General features: G+C 61.1%; 19 protein-coding genes and 1 tRNA gene. 13 read left to right on the forward strand and 7 right to left on the reverse strand.

Annotated features, from left to right (window positions below; all coding sequences use genetic code 11):
- The first annotated feature begins 289 nt into the window (after nt 1–289).
- Nucleotides 290–3,373: an ATP-binding protein gene (locus V1288_RS02330; RefSeq protein ID WP_334355543.1), complete on the forward strand. Its 3,084-nt coding sequence runs from the start codon at nt 290–292 to the stop codon at nt 3,371–3,373.
- Nucleotides 3,374–3,687: 314 nt separating this feature from the next.
- Here V1288_RS02330 and V1288_RS02335 read toward each other — a convergent pair.
- A tRNA-Gln gene (locus V1288_RS02335) sits at nt 3,688–3,762 on the reverse strand.
- A 279-nt stretch (nt 3,763–4,041) separates the two neighbouring features.
- On the opposite strand from V1288_RS02335, the gene V1288_RS02340 reads away from it, so the two are divergent.
- Together V1288_RS02340 and V1288_RS02345 are read left to right on the forward strand one after the other, a co-directional pair.
- Nucleotides 4,042–5,823, forward strand: a complete 1,782-nt coding sequence (locus V1288_RS02340; protein WP_334355544.1) for an acyl-CoA dehydrogenase — start codon at nt 4,042–4,044, stop codon at nt 5,821–5,823.
- 769 nt (nt 5,824–6,592) lie between these two features.
- Nucleotides 6,593–7,948 carry a hypothetical protein gene (locus tag V1288_RS02345; protein ID WP_334355545.1) on the forward strand — a complete coding sequence of 452 codons (1,356 nt, stop codon included), beginning with the start codon at nt 6,593–6,595 and terminating at the stop codon, nt 7,946–7,948.
- Between the two features lie 76 nt (nt 7,949–8,024).
- Here the strand turns inward: V1288_RS02345 and V1288_RS02350 are convergent, their stop codons facing one another.
- The 3 genes from V1288_RS02350 to V1288_RS02360 form a co-directional block, all read right to left on the reverse strand.
- Nucleotides 8,025–8,354: a GcrA family cell cycle regulator gene (locus tag V1288_RS02350; protein WP_334355546.1), complete on the reverse strand. Its 330-nt coding sequence runs from the start codon at nt 8,352–8,354 to the stop codon at nt 8,025–8,027.
- A gap of 125 nt (nt 8,355–8,479) precedes the next feature.
- Nucleotides 8,480–9,622: a hypothetical protein gene (locus V1288_RS02355; protein ID WP_334355547.1), complete on the reverse strand. Its 1,143-nt coding sequence runs from the start codon at nt 9,620–9,622 to the stop codon at nt 8,480–8,482.
- On the reverse strand, nt 9,619–9,810 hold the full coding sequence (locus V1288_RS02360) for a hypothetical protein (protein WP_334355548.1): 192 nt from the start codon (nt 9,808–9,810) through the stop codon (nt 9,619–9,621). The genes V1288_RS02355 and V1288_RS02360 overlap by 4 nt, the downstream gene beginning before the upstream one ends.
- A gap of 483 nt (nt 9,811–10,293) precedes the next feature.
- On the opposite strand from V1288_RS02360, the gene V1288_RS02365 reads away from it, so the two are divergent.
- From V1288_RS02365 to V1288_RS02375, 3 genes are all read left to right on the forward strand, one after another.
- Nucleotides 10,294–10,509: a hypothetical protein gene (locus V1288_RS02365; protein WP_213289303.1), complete on the forward strand. Its 216-nt coding sequence runs from the start codon at nt 10,294–10,296 to the stop codon at nt 10,507–10,509.
- A gap of 811 nt (nt 10,510–11,320) precedes the next feature.
- The gene (locus tag V1288_RS02370; RefSeq protein ID WP_334355549.1) at nt 11,321–12,124 is read left to right on the forward strand and encodes a hypothetical protein; all 804 of its coding nucleotides are present in this window, start codon (nt 11,321–11,323) and stop codon (nt 12,122–12,124) included.
- A gap of 265 nt (nt 12,125–12,389) precedes the next feature.
- On the forward strand, nt 12,390–12,827 hold the full coding sequence (locus V1288_RS02375) for a hypothetical protein (protein ID WP_334355550.1): 438 nt from the start codon (nt 12,390–12,392) through the stop codon (nt 12,825–12,827).
- Between the two features lie 227 nt (nt 12,828–13,054).
- Here the strand turns inward: V1288_RS02375 and vapC are convergent, their stop codons facing one another.
- The 3 genes from vapC to V1288_RS02390 form a co-directional block, all read right to left on the reverse strand.
- Nucleotides 13,055–13,333, reverse strand: coding sequence for a type II toxin-antitoxin system VapC family toxin (vapC, locus tag V1288_RS02380; RefSeq protein WP_442893904.1), 279 nt, complete (start codon nt 13,331–13,333; stop codon nt 13,055–13,057).
- Between the two features lie 109 nt (nt 13,334–13,442).
- Nucleotides 13,443–13,646 (reverse strand): type II toxin-antitoxin system VapB family antitoxin, encoded by a 204-nt coding sequence (locus V1288_RS02385; protein WP_334355552.1) that lies wholly within the window; start codon nt 13,644–13,646, stop codon nt 13,443–13,445.
- A gap of 198 nt (nt 13,647–13,844) precedes the next feature.
- Nucleotides 13,845–14,798 (reverse strand): ring-cleaving dioxygenase, encoded by a 954-nt coding sequence (locus V1288_RS02390; RefSeq protein WP_334355553.1) that lies wholly within the window; start codon nt 14,796–14,798, stop codon nt 13,845–13,847.
- A gap of 128 nt (nt 14,799–14,926) precedes the next feature.
- Here V1288_RS02390 and V1288_RS02395 point away from each other — a divergent pair, with 128 nt between their 5' ends.
- The 7 genes from V1288_RS02395 to V1288_RS02425 all read left to right on the forward strand — a co-directional run bounded on the left by V1288_RS02395 (nt 14,927) and on the right by V1288_RS02425 (nt 23,328).
- Nucleotides 14,927–15,691: a crotonase/enoyl-CoA hydratase family protein gene (locus tag V1288_RS02395; protein ID WP_334355554.1), complete on the forward strand. Its 765-nt coding sequence runs from the start codon at nt 14,927–14,929 to the stop codon at nt 15,689–15,691.
- 131 nt (nt 15,692–15,822) lie between these two features.
- Nucleotides 15,823–17,490, forward strand: coding sequence for a bifunctional metallophosphatase/5'-nucleotidase (locus V1288_RS02400; RefSeq protein WP_334355555.1), 1,668 nt, complete (start codon nt 15,823–15,825; stop codon nt 17,488–17,490).
- A gap of 90 nt (nt 17,491–17,580) precedes the next feature.
- The gene (locus V1288_RS02405; RefSeq protein WP_334355556.1) at nt 17,581–18,507 is read left to right on the forward strand and encodes a histone deacetylase family protein; all 927 of its coding nucleotides are present in this window, start codon (nt 17,581–17,583) and stop codon (nt 18,505–18,507) included.
- Nucleotides 18,508–18,635: 128 nt separating this feature from the next.
- Nucleotides 18,636–18,887, forward strand: a complete 252-nt coding sequence (locus V1288_RS02410; protein ID WP_334355557.1) for an exodeoxyribonuclease VII small subunit — start codon at nt 18,636–18,638, stop codon at nt 18,885–18,887.
- Between the two features lie 149 nt (nt 18,888–19,036).
- Nucleotides 19,037–20,335, forward strand: a complete 1,299-nt coding sequence (locus V1288_RS02415; protein ID WP_334355558.1) for a hypothetical protein — start codon at nt 19,037–19,039, stop codon at nt 20,333–20,335.
- A gap of 330 nt (nt 20,336–20,665) precedes the next feature.
- Nucleotides 20,666–22,612 carry a 1-deoxy-D-xylulose-5-phosphate synthase gene (gene dxs, locus V1288_RS02420; protein WP_334355559.1) on the forward strand — a complete coding sequence of 649 codons (1,947 nt, stop codon included), beginning with the start codon at nt 20,666–20,668 and terminating at the stop codon, nt 22,610–22,612.
- 149 nt (nt 22,613–22,761) lie between these two features.
- Entirely contained in the window at nt 22,762–23,328 is a 567-nt protein-coding gene (locus V1288_RS02425; protein WP_334355560.1) for a nucleoside 2-deoxyribosyltransferase, read from the forward strand.

The raw sequence follows: 23,328 nt of genomic DNA on the forward strand, positions 1-23,328 counted from the left end.
CTCGCCGCCGCCTCAAGACGACTTATTCGATCCGAAGATACTCGTCCTTAATACTGGCCGACATTGCAAAGCAGCATAGAATTGACCTGCTTATAGAGTTATAACCGCTTGCGGATGCAGTGTTTCCGCTTCCAAGGGGCGTTCGATGCAATGTTTGCGTTGCGGTTGCCAGAACAAGGCTACCAATGAATATTGCGAAGGATGCGGCGCTACCCTTGGATCAAGGTGCAGCGCCTGCGGCCATCTGAACGGACAGACGGCCCGTTTTTGCGGGCGATGCAGCGCTGCCTTGAAGCCGATCGCTTCAGAGACACCCAATCAGTCGTGGCAGCATGTTCTGAAATCGCTGAATGCCAAGGGCGGAGAGCGCAAGCGGGTCACGATCCTGTTTGCGGATATTCGAAATTCAACGAGCCTTATTGACAGTTTGGGTGATCCAGAGCTGGGCATGCGACGTTTGCAGCCTGTTCTTGACCTCATGAACGAAGCTGTTGTGCGCTACGATGGCGTTGTCAACAAATCCCAGGGCGACGGAATCATGGCGTTGTTTGGAGCGCCACAGCCTCATGAAGATCATGCGGTCCGTGGCTGCCTGGCGGCGCTGGCGATGCAGGATGGGGTGGAGCGCTTTGGGGATCCGGATTTGCAGATCCGTGTAGGCGTGCACACCGGTGAAGTTGTCGTTCAAGCGATCGAGCACGGAATTTACCAGACATATGATGCCGCTGGCGCAAATGTGCACCTCGCCAATCGCATGGAGCAACTGGCTGACGCAGGCACTATCCTCGTTTCAAAGGAAACCTACACGGCAGCCAGGCAGTTCGTGGAAGTCGAGACGCTTGGCCTGCAGACTGTTCGCGGCATCGCGGCACCCGTCGAGGTGTTCAGACTTAGGGGGCTTCAACATGCCCCTTCAAGCGGAGTCTTCCGAAGCGGGCGACGGCTAAGTCCGCTCACGGGAAGAACCGAGCAGTTCTCCGCTCTCTCGCAAGAACTCGAGAATACGATGAAAGGAGAAGGCCGCGTCGTCGGTGTCGTCGGCGAGGCCGGCATTGGCAAGAGCCGCCTGTGTTTCGAGTTTGCGGAAAGTTGCCGGGGAAAAGGCATCCGGGTTTTTGAAGCGCGCGTGCTGGCACATGGCAGGGCAACGCCGTTTCAGCCGGTATTGGAGCTGCTGCGCGATTATTTTGGCCTTCGCGTCAAGGAAGCGGCCGACGCTTCCCGGCGTCGTGTCCTCGATCGGTTGGCGGCTCTCTCTATCTCCGAGCAGACGTCCTTCGTTCTGCTGGAGTTTTTGGGCCTTGCTGATCCGCTGCAAGCAACGATCAAGCTCGATCCAAAGGCACGAAAGGCGCTACTGCTCGATTTTGTGAGAACGCTGCCCCGTTCAGGCACTCCGGATGCCACCACGATTGTAATCATCGAGGATTTGCATTGGATCGACGCAGCAAGCGAAGAGTTCGTGGAAGCCCTGACCGATGCCGTAGTTAGCACCACCACCCTTCTGGTCGTCAATTTCAGGCCGGGATTTGTTGCACCCCTGATGCAGCGAACACATTATCGGCAAATCAACATGCCGCCGCTGCCGGCAGCACAATCAGCCATCTTGCTGCAGGATCATTTTGGCAAAGACCCTTCGCTGGCGTTGCTGAGCAGGAACATCATTGAACGCGCGCAAGGAAATCCGTTCTTCCTCGAAGAACTTGTCAATGCCCTCGTGGAAAGGGGGGATTTTGAAGGCGAGAAAGGCGCATATCGGTTGAAGGGAGGCATCGAGGCAATTCCACTGCCCTCGACCGTGCAAGCCGTTATTGCCGCTCGTATCGACCGTCTGGAAGTGAATGCCAAGAAGGTTCTCGAGATTGCTTCGGTAGTTGGTCGCGAAATTTCGACATCAATTCTGGATTCAGTAGCCGGCTTGGATCCGGCCGAGGTGTCGGAAGCGACGCAGCATTTGCGGCAAGCTGAACTGCTTTACGATGTGCCCCCCTTCGAACAGCGTCTTCTTGCATTTCGTCACCCGCTTATCCAGGAGGTTGCCTATCGGTCGCTGCTGCACGAACGCCGCCGTGAGCTCCATTCAAAAGTGGCGCAAGCAATTGAGACCCTCTTCAAGGATCGCGCCGAAGAACGGGCATCTCTCCTAGCGTATCACTACGAGCAAGCCGGTGAAAATCTGAAAGCCGCCCAACAGAACATGCGTGCAGCGGTCTGGATCGGTACCAATGATCCAAGTCAGGCCCTGAGAAGCTGGAAGAAGGTCCGCGAGCTCCTGCAAGACGTGCCGGCGTCTCACCCGATCAATTACCTGAAGATGATGGCTTCCGGTCAGATCGTGAACTTTGCCTGGCGTGAAGGAATCTCGGCGCAAGAGGCCCTTCCCTACTTCGAGGAAGCCAAGCAACTGGCGCTGGAATTGAAGGACATCAGAGCCAATGCCCTTATTCACGCAGCTTACGGAAGGATGTTGGCAAACGGCGGCTCGGCAGACGAATATGTTGAAAAAATCCGGGAGGCCATTGCGATTGCCGATCAAGGCAACGATCCAAGCGTCGAAGTCACGCTAAAGGCTGTACTGTGTCATGCACTGCGGCTCTCGGGCCGCATGATCGAAGCACTGCAGATGAACATCGAGGCAATGGACCGGGCGCACGAGATCGGTAAATTTGACAGACAGACGCTCGGCTTCGACATTGACATATGGCTGACGGTGATGCGCGGCCAAACCCTGGTGATGCTTGGTCGTGGGGAGGAAGCGCGTCCCTATCTCGATCGAATTATCCAAATGGAAAGTAGCCAGGTTGATGCTATCAATTACGGCATTCCGAGTTGGGCGTATGTCGATCTCGCTTGGGCAGAGGGAGATATCGGACTAGCTCAGGAACATGCTGACCGAGCGTTCTCTATCGCGATAAAGGCCGGCAACCCGTACCTGCGAGTCTATGCCCAAGCCCTTCGTGGCGTTTCACATGTCGTTGCAGGCAGATTCGCTTCAGCCATAGAAGACTTGTCCGACGCCCTCAGCTTCGCCCGATCGCGAAAGGCCGGGCTGGAAAACGAATCGCGCATTCTGGCTGATTTGGCGAACGCCTACAGGCTAAAGGGCGATACTGCAGCAGCTCTCAGTATTGTTCACGAGGCGATAAAGGTTGCGACCGAGCGTCATGCCCGCGTCCCTGAATGCCTTGCTCGTATCGTTCGCGCTGATCTACTTCTCCGATCTGCAGCCAGCGATCAAAAAGCTGAAGGAAGGCAAGAGATGGAGCGCGCGAGAGCGCTGATGCGAGAGACCGGGGCCATGCTCTTTGAAGCCTTCATCGATGCATTAGATGTCGACCTTAGCAGTCGCCAGGTTTCGACCAAAGTTAGTTGACAAGACTAGTGGAAGCAGAGCGGGCGTCAGCGCGAGCGATCCTGCGGGAGCCAAACAGGAGGCCCGTGCGCGTCCTAGGATGGGCAAAGGTGATTTACCTGTCAGCCCTATCGCGCAGTGGGATCGAAATTTGTCTCCGCAACAAGTCTCCGACGAAACGGGAATTTCTGCGGTCGGGGCTGGAGACTTTCGGGAGATTCTCGCCAAAGTTGCTGACTTTGGATTTTTGGAGACCAGATGCGATATGCAAAATCCCCAGCAATTGCAGGTGTTTCGCGCATAAATTGGCCACAATCTTAGGTCGAGGGAGTGTCTGGCTGGGGCGGGAGGGATCGAACCTCCGAATGGCGGAATCAAAATCCGCTGCCTTACCGCTTGGCTACGCCCCAACAGTCCGGGCCGGAACATGGGATCGACCAGCGCGACCTTTTCCGACACCGCCGGTCTATAGAGGGAGCCACGCCATTTCAACAGGCTGGAATCTCGAATTTCACCCGAAATCCGCTCCCGGAAGCGTGAGCCTTTATATTAGGGATTAGGGCCGGCTACGCGAAGATCCGCGGCCGGTTTCGCGGCCCGGCGCGAATACCGCCGGTGGAGAGTTGAGAGAACCCCGGTTTCGTGGGAAGACGGCGGCAGTTTATTACCCCAGAAGCGAGATTATCGTCATGACTTACCGCGCGCCGATCTCCGACATCCTGCTCGCGCTCAACCACGGCGCAGGTCTGCAGGCGGCCGTGAAGGCCGGCCATTACGGCGACTTCGACGGCGACATCACCGCCGTCGTGCTGGAGGAAGCCGGCAAATTCGCCGGCGACGTGCTCGCCCCGCTGAACCGGGTGGGTGACGAACACGGCATCAAGCTCGCCGACAACAAGGTGACGACCGCGCCCGGCTGGCCCGATGCCTATCAGCGCTGGATCGCGGCCGGGTGGAACGCGGTGTCGGGCCCGGAAGCTTTTGGCGGCCAGGGCCTGCCGATGGCGATCAATGCGGCCTGCACCGAAATCTGGAGCGCGTCGAACATCGCCTTCGGCCTTTGCCCCCTGCTCACGCTCTCGGCGATCGAGGCGCTGGACGCCCACGGCAGTGACGAGCTGAAGAATATCTATCTGGAAAAACTCGTGTCCGGCGAATGGACCGGCACGATGCAGCTCACCGAGCCGCAGGCAGGCTCCGACGTCGGCGCGCTGCGCACCCGCGCCGAGCGCGCTGACGACGGCACCTATCGCATCAAGGGCACCAAAATCTTCATCACCTATGGCGACCACGACATGACCGACAACATCGTGCATTTCGTGCTGGCCCGGCTGCCCGACGCGCCTGCGGGCACCAAGGGGATTTCGCTGTTCCTGATTCCGAAATTCATGGTCAACGCCGACGGCTCGCTCGGCGCGCGCAACGACATCTTTCCATCCGGCGTCGAGCACAAGCTCGGCATGCACGCCTCCCCCACCTGCACCATGACGATGGGCGATCACGGCGGCGCGATCGGCTACCTGATCGGCGAGGAAAATCGCGGCATGCTCTGCATGTTCACGATGATGAACCAGGCTCGCCTCGGCGTCGGGCTGGAAGGCGTCGGCATTGCCGACCGCGCCTACCAGCAGGCGCTGGCCTTTGCCCAGGAACGCAAGCAGGGCCGCGCCGTCGGCAGACAAGGCGACGGGCTCGATCCCATCATCGTGCATCCCGACGTCAAGCGGATGCTGCTGCAGATGCGCGCCATGACGGCCGCGGCGCGCTCGATCTGCTATGCCACCGCGGTCGCGCTCGATGTTTCCATCCGCGCCAAGGATGCCAAGGTGCGGGCCGATGCCGCCGCGCGCGGCGCGCTGCTGACGCCGATTGCAAAGGCCTTCTCCACCGATATCGGCAACGAGGTGGCGTATCTCGGCGTGCAGATCCACGGCGGCATGGGCTTCATCGAGGAAACCGGCGCCGCGCAGCATTACCGCGACGCGCGCATCACCTCGATCTATGAGGGCACCAACGGCATCCAGTCGATCGACCTCGTGACGCGCAAGCTCGCGGCGAACGGCGGCGCGTCGGTGTGGGCGCTGCTCGATGAGCTGGGCGGCATCGTCAAGCAGGTCGAAGCCTCGAACGATCCCGCCTTTGGCACCACCGGCGCCAAGCTGCGCGACGCGCTCGGCTCGCTCGAACGCGCGAGCAAGTGGCTGCTGGAACGCGTGGCATCCGCGCCGAACGATGCGCTGGCGGGCGCCACGCCATATTTGCGACTGTTCGGCTCCACGCTCGGCGGCTGCATGCTGGCCGGCGAAGCGCTGGCCGCCAAAAGCAATGGGGAGGCCGGCGATCCGCAGCGCTACGTGACGGTGGCGCGGTTCTTTGCCGAGAACATCACCGTGCAGGCGGGATCGCTGGAGAAGACCGTGACCGACTCGGCCGATGCCGTGAACGGCGCGGATGCGGTGTTGCTGGGGTGACAGACCATGGCGGCGCATCTAGCGGTAGTGCAAACGCACTACGCCGCCCATCGGCATAGGTCGTGCAATTGGCTTCACCAACGGGAACAACAGTCCACAATTTGTCCAAATCGGACTCTGTCATTGCTAAGATTTTCCCAAATCCAAATCGGCGCATATCGACTTGGAAAAGCCCGTTCAGCTAAACGCCAGGGCGAGCAAGCCAGAACCGAGCAGGAAAAGGCCGGCGACGGTAACCGCAAGGAACGCATTGGAGGCAAACTCGTCACGCATTGTCTTATCCCACGCGAGCGCCATTACGCGTCACGCGGTCCTTCCGAAGTTGCATCTGCGGATTTCAGCCATCCGTGCCCGGCAATATTCGCGGTAAAGCACGCTGAGAAGTAACACATGATCGCACCCCGTTGTTTGATCGGGGGACTTCATATCAGGCCTCCGTTTCGCGCTGTCTTCGCGGGCTTCGAAAAACGGTTTCGCGCACATTGCAGCACCATTTCGTGCGGGACATGGTGACGCGCCTCACGCAATCGAAGCCACGGCTCCTGTCGAATGGCCCACCAGCCCGATCTTCTGTTGTCCAGCGCACACACGTCGCAGAATGGCACAGCAAGTTCCATGCATCGCCCGTGACATTGAAGCAACATCTTTAAAAAAATCGCCGATCCCGTAGTCTCCGGCCGTTGCGCATTCATTTCGCAGTGCGAACAATGAGCGTCGTCGCGTGCTTGGCTGTGTAATGGGCTCATGCGGAGCCTGGGGAGGCCTGATCATGGACCCATGGCGATTGGCGACCAAGGCGCAACGCCGAATCAACGCTTTCGCGAGCTTGGCTCTCGCAAGTTGTGTTCTCGCCTGGCTCGCAGGCTTCGGCTCGGCTTCGACCGAGCATATCGGCGCTTCCATCGAGAACGCCGGCGCGAAGTCAATCGTGGCACGCCACGAACCATCTCTCGTCGCAAGCACCGAGCCCACGGTCGTACCGCCGGCGACCGTCGTCGCGAGCGCCGCCATCGGCGATGTTGAGACGGCAACGGCCGCCGAAGCCACGCCACAGAAAGCCACCGACACGACGGCAAGCCTGGATGAGCCGAAACCTTTTGTCGTCGCCGCGCTGCCGGATTCGTCGCAGGTGTTCCCGCCCGAAGGACCATCCGCCGAAGGTGCGCAGGCGAGCACGCCTGATTCCGCGCCGGAGAAAGCCGCCGACACGACGGCTAGCCTGGATGAGCCGAAACCTCTTGTCGTCGCCTCGTTAACCGATTCCTCGCAGGTGATTCCACTCGAGGAAGTCACAACGGCGCCCGACACTGCCGTGCCGGCCGTGAGCATCATCGAAATCAACGAGGAATGCCTGGTCGCGGAGATCTGCATCGACCGGTACCTGTGGACGCTCTACGAACGGGCGCCCAAGATCGACGCCATCAAGGTGCATGAGCAGAGGAAAGTGACGATCAGGAGGAAGGGCAAGACGGTGACCGTCACCAGGACCTTCACCAGGCGTGTCGACGAGGAGTTTGGCTGGAAGGACCCGAAGGCGGCGGAAAAAGCCGGCATGACGATGATGGACTACGTGATCGGAGGCATGGATCGCACTTTCAAGCTAAAGCTCTTTCATACGCTCCACGCGGCGGAGCAGGCCGGGCTGTCGCCCGGCATCACCAGCGCGTTCCGCGATGACTACCGTCAGTCGATCGCAACCGGGCTGAAGGCTGCAACCGATAGGTCCTACCATGGCGGGAGTTCCCGTGGCGGATATGGCCGCGGGCTTGCGGCCGATATCGTGAGCGTCAAGGGCGCGACCCGGGCGCAGCGATGGGTCTCCACCGAAAAGCTCTGGAAATGGATCGACGAACGCGGCAAGGAGTTCGGAATCGGGCGCCCCTACCTCGATAGGGATCCGCCGCACGTCGCGCCGATCGATGGAAAGGAATACGCCTCTCGCCGCGGCGGAGCGAAAACGCAAGTGGCGGAAGCCAAAATCAAAACTCGCGTAGCGGAAGCGACTGTCAAGAAGGGCAAGCGGCTGGCTGCTCGAGGCGACCATAGCGCGGCCAAACGCGCGCGAACCGTAAAATTGTCCAAAGGCGCGAAAACCGCAAAACTGTCCAAAGGCAGGACCATGTAAGCGGTCCGAGCACGCCCTTCCCGCCCATGGCGGGATGGCTGCAACCGCAATCCTCTCGAGTGCGCAGCAGTCAGAGTCAGCCTGTATTCCTGACCGCATTGGCCAGCATGGCGTAAAGCTCACGCTTGGTGAATTCCCTGGTCTGCTTCGCGACCGGCTTCTGCGTAGACACCACCCGATCCACCGGCCGGGCGCAGGCTGCCGCGAGCGCCGGCTTTCGCGTCGGCGCGGCCACGATCCTGGGGTTGGCCGTTGGTGGCTTGTGACCCCGCTTGTGGCCCATGCGCTTCAGCTTGGCGCTCACAGCGTTGCGGCTATGGCCCAGCCGACTTGCGATCTGACCGGCACTGTAGCCCGCGGCCCAGAGTTCTTTGAGCAGTGCTACGTCTTTCGCATCCCAACTCATGGGAGACACTTATACGCCGAATATGCGCCACAGGCGAGTCGTTGCTGATGGTGCTTCGGCCGATGGTTCATCTCGTCGTTAATGCAGCCATCACCAGCTTGGAGGATGGCTACAGCGGTCGGCTCCTACCTCGAGTCTCTAGCTCGCGAACCAGCCGCCGCGACCGTCAAGGCGATCGCGGCGGGATCGCAGCAGAGCACCATCAACAATATCAGCCATCGAACGGCGGCCTCGGGCGCGGCGCCGACCATCATCGCAAGATACTGGATCGGGCCTGCGGACGCCTCGATGCGGGAACGTTCGCCGGCCAGCGCCGCGCGTTGCGCCTGCAGATCGACCAGCGTTGCGGTTGCCGCCTGCCGCTGCGTATCCAACCCGTCCCGCATCAGGCGCTGTTGCGTCGCGATGTTGATGGCCCGCGTCACCCGGCCGCGCCGCGTGGATTCGTCCACCGCCCGGTCGATTTGCGCAATGCGGCTGTCCAGGTCGGCAACGGCAGCCGATTGCGCGGCGACGCGGGCGTCGAGCGCCTCGATGCGCTCGGTGACGCCAGAACGCGACGAGGCCGCAACGCTGACATGCGCCTCGACCAGCTTGCCGAACACGCCGGCGGCGTTGATCAGCGCAAGGCCGGCAACCAGGGTCACCATAACGACGCGCATCTTCCAGTTGGTCCGGCGCCAATGCGCGGCCAGCCATCCGGCGATCACGAGCTTGCCGGCTTCCATCGTGGCGGCGAGCACCATGACGGCAACCGGCGCGCCGGGAAATATCTCGGCCATGCCCGCGACTGAAAAATAGGCAGCAACCGCCGCCAGCGCGAGCGCTGCCACAAGGGCAAAGGCCCTGCTGGTGCGTGCGCGTTCCGGCGCGGCGGGAGCAGCCTCCGGCACGGCGGGTGCCGTGGAAACCACCAGCGGTTCGAGCGACACGTCGGGCGCCTCTGGCTCGCTGTCGGCCCCGGTTGTCTTGGCTTCGATCGTCTTGGCCTCGATCGTCTTGGCCCTGGTTGTCTTGGCTGCCTTCCTGGGTCCCTTGGCTGCCTTGGTGCGACTGGATGCCGGCGAGGCGCGGCTGCGTTTCGTCGCCGGCAAGGGCGCCTCGCCAGATGATTCAACGCCGATGTCCACCGGTGTCGCCACCAATCGAGGCGTGCGATTTGAGGCATTGGCCCAGGCGTCAAGCTGATGCCTGATGCGCACAGCATCGCTGTCGCCTTCCGCCGGTTCGGTCGCGGAGATCGCTTGCGTGGTTGCGCGGCCTGTCATGTGGCCCCCTGCCTCGTAACGGCAAAAGCCAGCTTCTCCTCGGCGAAGAACTGGAGTGTGCCGTAACCTTCGGTGTCGACGGCATACCTGAAGCTTCCGTCAACGGTCGGAAACACCGCGACAACCGTGCCCGACTCGTGGTCGTTGGCCACGTTTTCGACTTGCTCGCCAATCGCAAACTTCGCCATCGAAAACTCCTTTTGGATTCGTCGACGCGATTATATCTGCACAAGCACGCGGTAGCTTCTTAACGATGCGCCTTCCGGAATTTCGGACGAAGGTTGTTGCACGAATGTCTCATCCTGCTGTCGGGAGGGAACCGCTCTGCACGGGGCGCGCGAAACCAACACGGCGCAATGTCCGGATTGAGTCTGAAATGCGCAAGCGTGGCAATCAGAAACTGTTGCAACGTTAAGACAGTCATGGCCATTCCGGCGCGGTCCCGTAGTTCTACGCTTTGCGAATCGTCCACGCCCGCCCCTACTCTCAGTGCAGTTCGCATTCCCCGGCGTTGCCGGTATCCGTCCCGCGCAAAAAAGCACGGCTACGGAAGAGTGTATTTTGCCGGGCAATTCGCCTAAGGGGCGTCCAAAAAAACGGCGTGCACCAATGTTGGCATGAACCCTGCATCGGCTGAACGAACTGGATATTCCTTATCAACGAAGGTCACCATGCTCGTCACTCTCGTCGCCGTTCTCTGCAATAGCCAGCTCTGTCTGGAGAAAGTCGTCACCACCAGTGACCAGTCCGGCATCACCATGAGCGCCTGCGCGGTCAACGCGCAGATCGGAATTGCCGACTGGCTCGCCAAGGGGCCGTATCGCGAATGGCGATTGCAGCGCTACAAATGCGTGCTCGGAAAATACGTTCCGAAGAACGAAGCCTGAGGCATCGCAAGCTACCTCACGCTGGCGCGGCTCTTTGCCGGGCATAGCGAATTCGTTTGCGTCAACGTTCGTAAACATGACCTCACCTTCTCGCGGCGCGATGCGCCCGAGGTTTGCATGAAGCTTTCCCCTCAAACAGAGGGAGCAGGGAATGCCGGGTGCTTGCTGCACCCGCGGTCTCGTGTGCAATGGTGTAGAGAGTTGCGCACACGAGCATACAGGTACAGCCGGAGCACTCCGGCATTCCCTGCGCAATGGTTTGACGGCTTATGCCGCGCTCTCCCTGGAGACGAATTCGTCTTGCCTCCATCGCTGCCGGCTTGATGGCGAAATCGATCCGGTTGGATCGAAGTCACCACCGGCAGCTTGGCATCAGCCACGGATGCCAGGACCACACGGTTTTGCCGTACGCTTCAGCGCCGTACGTCCTGCGCGCCGTGCTCGCTCACGGATAACCGCCCTGCGAACACCTTCACGCGCCCGACGCTGCTGCGTCCACCGCATCCCACCCCGCGTCCGTGACGATCGCGATCCGCCCCTCGTGAGGGATGAGACGGCGGGAGTCTTAGTGCTGATTTGGGGTGGCCGAGAAGCGAATTGTTTTTGCGCGAGGGGCTGGACGGGGCAAATCACGTTGAATTGGCGGGAGAAATTGCTGTTTGCAAGCAAGCCCCAAGGGCGCAGGAGAATGACTTTGCGCTGTCAAGGTAGCCGCAAAATTGCTTCCGCCTCTACTGGCATGAGCGGCACCAGTCGCTTGGCGGGACTCCGGGTACGAATGTTATGGAATACGTCGGTCAACTGATAAGCTTTGTGTAATTTTCTCATCAGTCCGCGGCAAATCCCTTTTGCCATTGCTTTGCCATCGCTTATCTCAACCAGGAGTATAACCCTGCTTTCGAAGGTTGGGAATCATGCGGCCCTGTTTGACGTAGATAAGCTGCCCCACGGCACGCCCATCCAATGGGCGCAGGCCGTCAATACCGCTGTCGTCAAACTTAAGGCCCGTAAGGTTACGGTTATCCCTACCGACGAACCGACACACATTGGCTTCTGTTGTCGTTGGGTCAGCATTTTTCTGCAAGGCCACATACGACGCGGATTGTCTTTGTTGGAGAGTGGCGCGCGCGAGATCAGGCAGGGTCGGCCGCTGGTCGCTGCGCTTTGTTCCCGGGCATTGCTGGAAGACGCTGCAGTGTTGTGGGGATTTAACCGGCAGATGCTGCCCCTGCTGGAAGCCCGCGATGTTGACGAGATCGACACGCTGGTTTTTCCGAAGGTATTCGCCTCACGCCGCCCGAAGGACATCGAAGAACTCGGCGAAGAAGTTCGAGCTCGCAATATCCTAACCGCGATCGACAAGATGAACGTGGACCATCCCAACATTCGCGCCGTGTACGATGAACTGTCGGAAGTCTGTCACCCAAACTCGCTGGGAGTGTTTTCTCATTTCGCAGACCTCTTCGACGACAAGCGTGCTGTGTTCGACGATGGTCAGGACATGTCCGATGCCGCGCTACATCACCTTATTTTTTGTGGTCTGATGTTCGGCGCCGAGGAAACAATAATCGGGCAAATGCACATCGCTATTGATGCGATCCTCAAACCCACCTGAGCACCATGCCGCACATCCGTGAACTAAAGCGCAAGCTTCGATTCAAGCTGCTTAAGCTCGAAGAGGCGAAATTCGATGCTTACGTCAAGGCTTTCCGGCTCATTCGAAACAAAATATTGGACGATTCAGACACTGACGACAAACCCGGCAAGAGAGCTCAGTTCGAGGCCGAGGACGCGGAGGCTGGCGCTAAGACCGCCGCAGACAGGCTCTTTTCACGCAAGTCGGCAGAGCGCTTTCGTCGTGGGCGGCGCTTGAGGAGATTATGGTCGCCGTAGCGTCCTTGCTCCTCTCAAACTCCATTCAAAAGGCCGGTGTAGTGATGTACTCGATCATCAACTTCGGTACTTGGTTGAATATCATCTCCGAGCTGTTTCCCCACGAGGACCTGTACGCTCATCTCAAGCCGAAATGGGATAAGCTCAACAGCAGGCTTCGCGCACTCAAGGACATTCGGGATAGGCTTGCATACCACAGCGCCTTCAAGTCTGATATTCCCGCTGCGATCTTCAAAGTCACGTCCATAGCGCCCAGCCCTTACGACGGGCGCGCCAAGTCTATAAAATATCAACCACTGACGTTGCTTGAAATAGCAGAATTTGGCAGCGCTGTGCTCGACATGATGAGAGATCTGACGGCTAGCGAACGAAATGGAGGCCATCAAGAAGGCACACATCGATTATCTAGATGCCGAAATCGATAAGCTGTCTGAGCCTGGAGCATACGATAAAGCTATTGCCGCGAACAAGGAGGGGTCAGCCAATGCCCCCTTCGACAACGCCGAAGTAGGACCGCTCATCACGCCCCACTGTGCGCACAACATTTGTTATGATTGCAACACGCATAATCGCCCAAGGTGAGCTTCACGTTTGCAGCATCAGAAATTGCAGTCCAGTCCACTTAACTAGCGTATCGCATCTTCACCGGCATTCACACCTGCGCCAGCATTTCGATCAGCCCCAAATACCGCGCCATGGGCCGGAAATCACCGTCGTTGTGGAGCAACGCCTTGCGGTTCTCGATGCACCAGGTACCGATCAAGAGATCCATGGTCTTGCGAACCGTGATGCCGCGCCGGCGCAAGGAGCGGAAATTGCGGGCGGCGGCGACGGCGATCGCGTCGCCGGCCATCGGCACGATCTCGAAGCGGCGCAGCAGACCCTCGACCTCCCCGCCCGCTCGCTGTCGAGGCCTTGCAGCACCTCGCAAAGCATCAGTCGCCCACGACGATCTCTTCCGAGTAGCGCACGGAGCCGCCGGACGTGCGGCTGGTTGCGGCCGTTGAGGAAGTCGATCCAGACGCTGCTGTCGACGACGATCACCCGGCCCCTCGTCCCCTGCGACTGCGGGCGAGGTTGCCGCGCCAGCGGTATTTGCCGAACGCCCCGCCGACCTCCTGCTGACCCCGCAGCCTGATCATCAAACGGAGTGCCTGCTCCACCGTCTTCTTCTTGGTTTGCTGTCCGGAGGCTTTCTGCGCTTCCGCCATCAGCGCGTCGTCGATCTCGATATTGGTGCGCACGGCCAGCGCTCCGTTGTGATGTGTATGGATTGATATTACGATACACATCCGGCGCTACAACAGGCGGCACGGATTCTTCGAAATCGGCTTTGGAAATCGTAGGGTGGGCAAAGGCGCACCGCGCCGTGCCCACAATTGACACTCCCGCCCGGGATGGTGGGCCCGCTGCGCTTTGCCCACTCTACGAGACTGCGCCTCCTACGTAATCGGCTTCAGCCCTGCCTCGATCGCCGCCCTTCGCGGCTCCAGGAACGGCGGCAGCGCCAACCTCTCACCCAGCGTCTCCATCGGTTCATCCGTCGCAAATCCTGGTCCATCGGTGGCGATCTCGAACAATATTCCGTTGGGCTCGCGGAAATAGAGGCTGCGGAAGTAGAAGCGGTCAATCTCGCCGCTGTTGGGGACGCGAAGCTCGTTCAGGCGCTGCGTCCAGGCGTGGTACTGCGCCTCGTCGGGGGTGCGGAACGCGACGTGGTGGACGCCGCCGGCGCCCTGCCGCGCCATTGGCGAATCCTTGTCTTCGAGCACGTGCAGTTCGGCGGCGGGGCTACTCTGTCCCTTTGCCTCGCCCATCTCGAACACATGAATCTGCGCGCCGTGGGCGGCATAGTCGCGCACGCGGTGCATGTTCATGACTTCGGTCAGCACGAAGGCGGTGCGCGACAGCTCCTGCACGGTCAGCACGATCGGACCGAGGCCGCGGATCTGGTGCTCTGCCGGCACCGGGCTGCGTTCCCACGGCGAGGCTGCGCCAGCGCCGCCGTCGTCGACCAGCACCAGCCGCTGGCCCTCGCCGTCCTCGAACGGCAGCGTCAGCCGGCCGTCGACTTCGACGATATCGCGGGCCGCGGTGCCGGCCTTCTTAAGGCGATCCCGCCAGTAGCCGAGGCTCTTCTCGCCCGCGACGCGCAGGCCGGTGCGCGAGATCGAATTGGTTCCGCGCCGCTCGGGCGCGGCGGGAAAATCGAAGAAGGTGAGATCGGTGCCGGGATTGGCTTTGCCGTCGGCGTAGAACAGGTGATAGGCGCTGACGTCGTCCTGGTTGACGGTCTTCTTGACCAGCCGCATGCCCAGCAGGCCGGTGTAAAAGGCCAAGTTCTCCCGCGGCTTCGCCGAGATCGCGGTCAAATGATGAATTCCGCCTAGCTGCATGCGTTATCCTCGTAGTCACATCCCCTGAAAAACCGCAGGGAGTTGTTGGGGCTTTTGCCGGATCATGTAGGATGTATGTGGATGATTGACCAGCGGCACCGTCGCCGCCCGCTTTTAGGGGCAAGTTCATGACCGAACACCTCATTGTGTCGGACGAAGATGCGACGCGCGTGATCAAGCTGCGGCGGCCGGAGAAAAAGAACGCGTTCACCCAGGAGATGTATCGCGGGATGAGCGATGCGATCGACAGGGCGCAGAACAACCCCGATATCCGCTGCATCATCATAACCGGCGGTTCGGGCGTGTTTACCGCCGGCAACGATCTCGAGGATTTTCTTAAAGAGAGCACCTCGAATACCGATGCGCCGCGCGGCGCCTCCAACGCCGTAAAACTGCTTTATTCGCTGGCGCACAACGTCAAGCCGATCATCGCCGCCGTCGACGGCGTCGCAATCGGCATCGGCACCACGATGCTGTTTCATTGCGACTATGTGCTCGCCAGCACGACCGCTACCTTTTCGACGCCGTTCATCAATCTCGGACTGGTGCCGGAAGGCGCCTCCAGCCTGTTGATGCCGCGCACCATGGGCCACCAGCGCGCCTTCGCCATGCTCGTGATGGGGCGCAAGTTTTCCGCCGACGAGGCGCGTGAAGCGGGCTTCGTCAACGTGGTGGTGGCGCCCGGACACACCGAAGCCGAGGCGCGCAAGGTGGCCCGCGAGATCTGCGCGTTGCCGGCCGAAGCGGTCGCGATCTCGCGAAAACTGCTGAAGCTGCCGCCGGAGGACATGACGCGGCGGATCGACCAGGAGAGCCATCTGTTCGGCGAACGGATGCACTCGAAGGAAGCGGTGGCGTCGTTCCAGGCGTTCTTTGCGCGGAAGAAGGGGTAAGGACGCATTCTCCTCACCGTCATTGCGAGCGAAGCGAAGCAATCCATCGCGCCGCATCAAGAAAGAATGGATTGCTTCGTCGCTGCGCTTCTCGCAATGACGCTGAAATAGTCATCTGCTATGTCAACGCCATGAGAATTCCCCTTCGCCCGATCCTTCCCGCATTCGCGATCATGATGGCGCTTGCCGCATCATCGCTCGCCCAAACCGCCGCCCCGATTGATCTGCGCATTCTCGCGATCAATGATTTTCACGGCTACCTGCGCCCGCCGCCGGGCGGGATCACGATCACCGATCCCGAGGAAAGGACGAAGAAAATCGCCATCCCTGCCGGCGGCGCCGAGCACATGGCGACGCTGGTCAGCCAGCTCCGCGAAGGCCACAAGAACACGATCTTCGTCGCGGCCGGCGATTTGATCGGCGCCAGCCCGTTTCTGTCGGCGATGTTCCATGACGAGCCGACGGTCGAGGCGCTGTCGATGATGGGACTGGATATTTCCTCGGTCGGCAATCACGAATTCGACGAGGGCAAGGAGGAATTGCTGCGCATGCAGCATGGCGGCTGCCATCCGCTCGACCAATGCCAGGGGCCGCACCCGTTTACGGGCGCGAGATTCCGCTATCTCGCCGCCAGCACGTTCGAGAAGAGCAGCGGCAAGACGGTGTTTCCCGCCTACGACATCAGGCAGTTCGACGGCGTCCCGGTCGCCTTCATCGGCCTGACCTTGAAGGGCACCCCTGGCCTCGTCTCGCCGGTTGGCATTGCCGACCTCGAATTCCGCGACGAAGCCGGTACGGTGAATGCGCTGATCCCGGAACTGAAGGCGCGCGGCGTCGAGGCCATCGTCGTCCTGATCCATGAAGGCGGATTGCCGACGGGCGACTACAACGAATGCCCTGGCGTTTCGGGCCCGATCGTCGACATCGTCAAGAAGTTCGATCGCGCGGTGGACGTCGTGGTCTCCGGCCACACCCACCGCGCCTATGTCTGCGAGATCGACGGCCGGCTCGTCACGTCAGGCGACAAATACGGCACGCTCGTCACTGCGATCGACCTCAAGCTTGATCCGACGACCCGCGATGTCGTCAGCGCCAAAGCCGACAACACCATCGTTCGATCAGCAACGCTCGCGAAGGACGTCCGGCAAACCGCGCTGATCGAATCCTACGACAGGCTGGCCGCGCCGATCGGGAGCCGCCCGGCCGGTTCGGTGACGGCAACGCTGTCGCGCGTGCCCAACACCGCCGGCGAAAGTCCGCTCGGCGACATCATCGCCGACGCGCAACTCGCCGCGACCAGCAGCGAGGCGAAAGGCGGCGCGGTCATCGCCTTCACCAATCCCGGCGGCGTGCGCGCCGACGTGGCGCACAAGGAGAACGGCGGGGTGACCTATGCCGACCTGTTCGCCAGCCAGCCGTTCCGCAACCAACTGGTGACGATCACGCTGACGGGAAAACAGATCAAGGACATGCTGGAGCAGCAATGGCTCGATCCGAAGCGGCCAAGGATCCTGCAGGTCTCCAAAGGCTTCAGCTATGCATGGGACGGATCGAAGCCGGACGGCGAACGCGTGCTAGCGGAACGCATGTCGCTGAACGGACAACCGGTCGATCCCGCCGCGAGCTATCGTGTCACCGTCAACAACTTCCTGTTTGTCGGCGGCGACGGTTTTACCGTGCTCGCCCAGGGAACCGCGCCGCAGACCGGCATCTACGACGTTGACGCGCTGAACAGCTATTTTCTGACCAACAGCCCGATCGGTCCAACCGCCGCCGATCGCATCGTCAGGGTCAACTGAACGGAAAGGCCGTAGGCCTTTCCGAGCGGCCCCTGACCGCCTAGATTAGCCGATCCCTTGCCGGCGCGCGCCTTAACGCCAGGATTTTGCATGACGCTCCTTCTGACGCACACCGCCTGTCTCGACCATGTCACGCCCCCCGGGCATCCGGAGCGTCCCGACCGGCTGCGCGCGGTCGCCGAGGTGCTTGGAGAAGACCGCTTCAAGCCGCTGACGCGCAGCGAGGCGCCGGAAGGCAGTCTGGATTCCGTCACGCTGTGCCATGGCGAGCATTATATCGGCGAGCTCCGGCACATCGCCCCGCAAAGCGGCATGATCTATATCGACGGCGACACCTCGATGTCGCCGGGCACCTGGGAAGCTGTCATGCGCGGCGTCGGCGGCGCGGTCGCCGCGACCGACGCGGTCATGTCCGGCGCCCATCCAAATGCGTTCGTTGCCGTCCGCCCGCCCGGCCATCATGCCGAGGTCTCGAAGCCGATGGGCTTCTGCTTCTTCGACAATGTCGCCATTGCCGCGCGTCACGCCCAGCGCACATACGGCATCGGCCGTGCGGCGATCGTCGATTTCGACGTCCATCACGGCAACGGCACCCAGGACATCTTCTGGCACGATCCGACCGTGATGTATTGCTCGACGCATCAGATGCCGCTGTTTCCGGGTACCGGCGCCAGCGGCGAGCGCGGCGAGCACGACACCATCGTCAATGCGCCGCTGGCTTCCGAAGACGGCAGCGCCAAGTTTCGCTCCGCGTTCGAAAACCTGATCCTGCCGCAATTGCAGAAATTCTCGCCGGAACTGATCATCGTCTCCGCCGGCTTCGACGCGCATTACCGCGATCCGCTGGCCTCAATCAATCTGAAGGCCGATGATTTCGGCTGGGTCACGCGCAAGCTGATGGAGCAGGCTGAAGCAAGCGCAGGTGGCCGCCTTGTCTCGGTGCTGGAGGGCGGCTACGACCTGCAGGGGTTGAAGGAGTCGGTTGCGGCGCATGTCACTGCATTGATGGGCGGGTAAATCCCCGCCACAATAGGCCCCTAAAACCTTTGTTTTGACGCGTTTTCTTCACGCGAACCGGTACCCACTTCGCTCGAAAACGCTATAGTTTTGATTCTGCGCTCTTAGGGCGCATTCGGGAACTCTATATGGCCGAAAATACCCAAATGGACGTCAAAAAACTCTCGTTCGAGCGTGCGATCGAGGAGCTCGAATCGATCGTGAAACGGCTGGAGGACGGCAAGGTGCCGCTCGAAGAATCGGTTGCGATCTATGAGCGCGGCGAGGCGCTGAAGCGCCGCTGCGAAGAACTGCTGCGGCAGGCCGAGGCCCGCGTCGACAAGATTACCACCGATGCCAACGGCCAGGTCACCGGGAACGAGCCGCTCGACGTGCAGTGATCCGGCCGGCGGGAATATCGGCCCCGCCCCACTCGAAACGCCGAATACCGCCCAATTTGGTGGCCTGATTAGTCGCCTTATTAGTCGCCTTATTAGTTCTTGGCGCCCTGCCCAGCCTGTTATAGTCGGCCATCATCCGGGGACAGTACGTGCGCGTTCAGCACCGCCATATCATCTATATACAGGGCTACGATCCGCGCGGGCTGGCGCAATATTACCGCATGTTCCGGACCGAGCTGCGCAAATTCAGCCGGCTTTACCAGCTCCAGGCCACCATCAGCCGGCCCAAGGTCGCATCCGACGACGAGATCGCGTCCTGGACCATCGATACCAAGGCAGAGGACTGGCAGACCCGCACCGCCTACGATTTCCTCCGGTTCGAGGACTTCATCCAGCAGGATCTGGCGTCGCCGATCTGGCGCACCGTCTTCAGCGCGGTGTGGATCTACTGGCGCCTGGTCTTCGCCGGCACCATCGGCCGTTTCGGCAAGGCGAACTGGCGTTTCGCGACCTTCATCACCTACCCGCATTTGATGCTGCTGCTCGAGGCCGCGTGTGCCGCCGCCATCGCCTTCGTTTTCGAGAAGGGCCTGAACGCCATCGGCATTTCCGACGCGTTCAGCATCGCGGCCGCAACCGCCATCTTCGTGGCGCTGCTCGGGACCGTGCTGAAATACACCGAGAATGCCACTTACGTGCTCTATCTCCTGTGCGACACGATCTGGACCTGGGAGTTCTCGCACCGCGAGCGCCCCGAATGGGATGAGCGCATCGACCGCTTCGCGCAGCATCTGGTCAAGACAGCCAAGAGCAGCGACGCCGAAGAAATCGTCATCGTCGGCCATAGCTCCGGATCGTTCCTGTCGACGGAAATGCTGGCGCGCGCGCTGAAGCTCGATCCTGCGCTCGGCCGTCACGGTCCGCGGATCGTGCTGCTGACGATCGGCGGCAATTTCCCGATCGTCGGCTATCACGCGGTATCGAAGCCATTCCGCGACCATCTGCGGCAGCTCGCGATCGAGCCGTCGATCGACTGGATCGACTGCCAGGCCCGCAAGGACGTGATGAACTTCTACCAATTCGATCCGATCACGAGCCACGGCATCGACGTCGGCGCCTTAAGGCGCAACCCGAAGATCGTGCCGGTCCGCTTCCGTGACATCATCCGGCCCGAACACTACGAAAAATTTCGCTGGCAGTTCTTTCGCGTGCATTTCCAGTTCGTGATGGCCAACGAACGGCCCAACGCCTACGACTTCTTCATGATCGTCTGCGGACCGGTCCCGCTCAGTGGGCGCATGGCCGCCCCCGACGCCGCGCTTGATGTCGCCACCGGCGATTCCGGCGTGCGCGATCGGGCCTGGAAACGCATCGAAGCAGCCACGACGGCGACCGCAAGTGCCGCCGATTTGAGCAAGCAGGAACCATCTGCGCGCCGCAGCGGTTGAAAAATCGAGTTCTTTCCGGCTCGCGCCACGGAACCGAATAGGCCCTCCGGGTTGGCTTTGGCGGCGGCTTTGGTGTAAAGGTTGCGGTTCTATGGGCTGGGAAGAGCAGCCTGCCGCCGAATTCTGACGGCTGCAAGCGCTTAAAATGACTGAGGAAACTGAACCGGGAAGGGTTTAGAAGCTACTAACGTGATGCATATCACATGGTTTAGGCCAGAGTGCATCTAGGCTTTCAAATCAGGTACCGGCCCGCCGCGATGGCACCGGGGTCTGGATTTTCGCGGCGCGGTTAACGCGCTTCCCGTCTCGCGTCAGGCCTTTGGCCCTGACATGCAAAATTGGAATATCGCTGTGACCACATTTAGTAAAACGCCGCTTCTGGATACCATTCGCACGCCCGACGACCTTCGCAAGCTCAAGATCGAGCAGGTGCGGCAGGTCGCCGACGAACTCCGCCAGGAAACCATCGACGCCGTGTCGGTGACCGGCGGCCACTTCGGCGCCGGCCTCGGCGTCGTGGAACTGACCACCGCGATCCACTACACCTTCGACACGCCGCGCGACCGCCTGATCTGGGATGTCGGCCACCAGGCCTACCCGCACAAGATCCTGACCGGCCGCCGCGACCGCATCCGCACGCTGCGCACTGGCGGCGGCCTCTCCGGCTTCACCAAGCGCACCGAGAGCGATTACGACCCGTTCGGCGCAGCGCATTCCTCGACCTCGATCTCCGCCGGTCTCGGCATGGCGGTGGCGCGCGACCTCTCCGGCGGCAAGAACAACGTTATCGCGGTGATCGGTGACGGCGCGATGTCAGCCGGCATGGCCTATGAGGCCATGAACAATGCGGGCGCCATGAACTCGCGCCTGATCGTCATCCTCAACGACAACGACATGTCGATTGCGCCGCCGGTCGGCGCGATGAGCGCCTACCTGTCCCGCCTCTACTCCGGCAAGACCTACCGCACGCTGCGCGACGCCGCCAAGCAGATCAACAAGCGCCTGCCGAAAATCCTCGCCAACCGCGCCAACCGCGTCGAAGAATATTCCCGCGGCTTCATGATGGACGGCGGCACGCTGTTCGAGGAACTCGGCTTCTACTATGTCGGCCCGATCGACGGCCATAACCTCGACCATCTGCTGCCCGTGCTGAAGAACGTCCGCGACATGGAAACCGGCCCGATCCTGGTCCACGTCGTGACGCAGAAGGGCAAGGGCTACGGCCCGGCGGAAGCTTCCGCCGACAAGTATCACGCCGTGGTCAAGTTCGACGTCGCCACTGGCGCCCAGGCGAAAGCAAAACCGAACGCCCCGGCCTACCAGAACGTGTTCGGCCAGAGCCTCGTCAAGGAAGCGGAGAAGGACGACAAGGTCGTTGCCATTACGGCCGCGATGCCGTCCGGCACCGGCGTCGACATCTTCAACAAGGCCTTCCCGGACCGCACCTTCGACGTCGGCATCGCCGAGCAGCATGCGGTGACGTTTGCGGCCGGCCTCGCCACCGAAGGCTACAAGCCGTTCTGCGCGATCTACTCGACCTTCCTGCAGCGCGGCTACGACCAGGTGGTCCACGACGTCGCGATCCAGAGCCTCCCGGTACGTTTTGCGATCGACCGTGCCGGCCTGGTCGGCGCTGACGGCGCGACCCATGCAGGCTCCTTCGACAACGCCTATCTCGGCTGTCTGCCGAACTTCGTCATCATGGCGGCGTCCGACGAGGCTGAACTGGTGCATATGGTTGCCACGCAAGTTGCGATCAATGACCGGCCGAGCGCGGTGCGTTATCCGCGCGGCGAAGGCCGCGGCGTCGAAATGCCCGAGGTCGGCATTCCCCTCGAAATCGGCAAGGGCCGCATCGTCCGCCAGGGCACCAAGATCGCCCTGCTCTCGTTCGGCACGCGGATGGCCGAATGCGAAAAGGCGGCCGACGAACTCGCTGCCCACGGCCTCTCCACCACCATCGCCGATGCACGCTTCATGAAGCCGCTCGACGTCGATCTGGTGCTGAAGCTGGCGCGCGACCATGAGGTGCTGCTTACCATCGAGGAAGGCTCGATCGGCGGCTTCGGCTCGCACGTGATGCAGACGCTGTCCGACCACGGCATGCTCGATGGCGGTTTGCGGATGCGCGCGATGATCCTGCCCGACGAGTTCATCGACCATGACTCGCCGACCGCGATGTATGCCCATGCCGGCCTCGACGCCAAGGGCATCGTCGCCAAGGTGTTCGACGCGCTCGGCAAGGACTACAAGACCGAGACGGTCAAGCTCGCCTGAGGCATAATCTTGCGTCATTCCGGGGCGGCGCGAAGCGACGAACCCGGAATCCATAACCACCATCGAGAGTATGGATTCCCTGATGTGCAATTGCACATCACGGCCTGTCGCCTCAGGTCGGCGACGGCCGACCGAGGACGCAACCCGGAATGACGAAAATTTACCTCGCAGGTCCCGATGTGTTCCTGCCGGACGCCATCGAGATTGGGCGCCGCAAGACCGCGATCTGCGCCCGCCATGGCGTGAGCGGGCTCTATCCGCTCGACAACGCGATCGATCTTTCGTCCGCCGATGCTTCGCTTGCGATCTTCAAGGGCAACGAGGCCATGATGGACGCGGCGGATGCGATCATTGCCAACCTTACGCCGTTTCGTGGCCCCAGTGCCGACGCCGGCACCGTCTATGAACTCGGCTACATGGCCGGGCGCGGCAAGCTCTGCTTCGCCTACAGCAACGATCCCGCCGACTATGCCGAGCGGGTTGCGCTATCCTTTGTGGTCACGAAAGCCAGTGACGGCCATCTGATCGACGATGACGGACTGACGGTCGAGGATTTCGGACTGCCCGACAATCTCATGATGATCCACACGCTCGATCTGCATGGTGCTAAACTGGTGACGCCGCAGCAGCGGCCTGCGGACATCTGGCACGATCTCACCTCGTTCGAGGCCTGCGTCGCGCTTGCGGCGGATCGCGCCACCCGCAAATCGGACTGA

The sequence above is a fragment of the Bradyrhizobium sp. AZCC 2176 genome, assembly GCF_036924645.1.
In the GTDB taxonomy this organism is placed as follows: Bacteria; Pseudomonadota; Alphaproteobacteria; order Rhizobiales; family Xanthobacteraceae; genus Bradyrhizobium.

What these genes read in the sequence shown, in the direction of transcription:
- V1288_RS02375 (WP_334355550.1), top strand. Translation starts at nt 12,390, where the DNA reads ATGGTCGCCGTAGCGTCCTTGCTCCTCTCAAACTCCATTCAAAAGGCC.
- V1288_RS02365 (WP_213289303.1), top strand. Translation starts at nt 10,294, where the DNA reads ATGCTCGTCACTCTCGTCGCCGTTCTCTGCAATAGCCAGCTCTGTCTG.
- V1288_RS02340 (WP_334355544.1), top strand. Translation starts at nt 4,042, where the DNA reads ATGACTTACCGCGCGCCGATCTCCGACATCCTGCTCGCGCTCAACCAC.
- V1288_RS02355 (WP_334355547.1), bottom strand. Translation starts at nt 9,622, where the DNA reads ATGACAGGCCGCGCAACCACGCAAGCGATCTCCGCGACCGAACCGGCG.
- V1288_RS02405 (WP_334355556.1), top strand. Translation starts at nt 17,581, where the DNA reads ATGACGCTCCTTCTGACGCACACCGCCTGTCTCGACCATGTCACGCCC.
- V1288_RS02410 (WP_334355557.1), top strand. Translation starts at nt 18,636, where the DNA reads ATGGCCGAAAATACCCAAATGGACGTCAAAAAACTCTCGTTCGAGCGT.
- V1288_RS02360 (WP_334355548.1), bottom strand. Translation starts at nt 9,810, where the DNA reads ATGGCGAAGTTTGCGATTGGCGAGCAAGTCGAAAACGTGGCCAACGAC.
- dxs (WP_334355559.1), top strand. Translation starts at nt 20,666, where the DNA reads ATGCAAAATTGGAATATCGCTGTGACCACATTTAGTAAAACGCCGCTT.
- V1288_RS02395 (WP_334355554.1), top strand. Translation starts at nt 14,927, where the DNA reads ATGACCGAACACCTCATTGTGTCGGACGAAGATGCGACGCGCGTGATC.
- V1288_RS02390 (WP_334355553.1), bottom strand. Translation starts at nt 14,798, where the DNA reads ATGCAGCTAGGCGGAATTCATCATTTGACCGCGATCTCGGCGAAGCCG.
- V1288_RS02350 (WP_334355546.1), bottom strand. Translation starts at nt 8,354, where the DNA reads ATGAGTTGGGATGCGAAAGACGTAGCACTGCTCAAAGAACTCTGGGCC.
- V1288_RS02425 (WP_334355560.1), top strand. Translation starts at nt 22,762, where the DNA reads ATGACGAAAATTTACCTCGCAGGTCCCGATGTGTTCCTGCCGGACGCC.
- V1288_RS02400 (WP_334355555.1), top strand. Translation starts at nt 15,823, where the DNA reads ATGAGAATTCCCCTTCGCCCGATCCTTCCCGCATTCGCGATCATGATG.
- V1288_RS02345 (WP_334355545.1), top strand. Translation starts at nt 6,593, where the DNA reads ATGGACCCATGGCGATTGGCGACCAAGGCGCAACGCCGAATCAACGCT.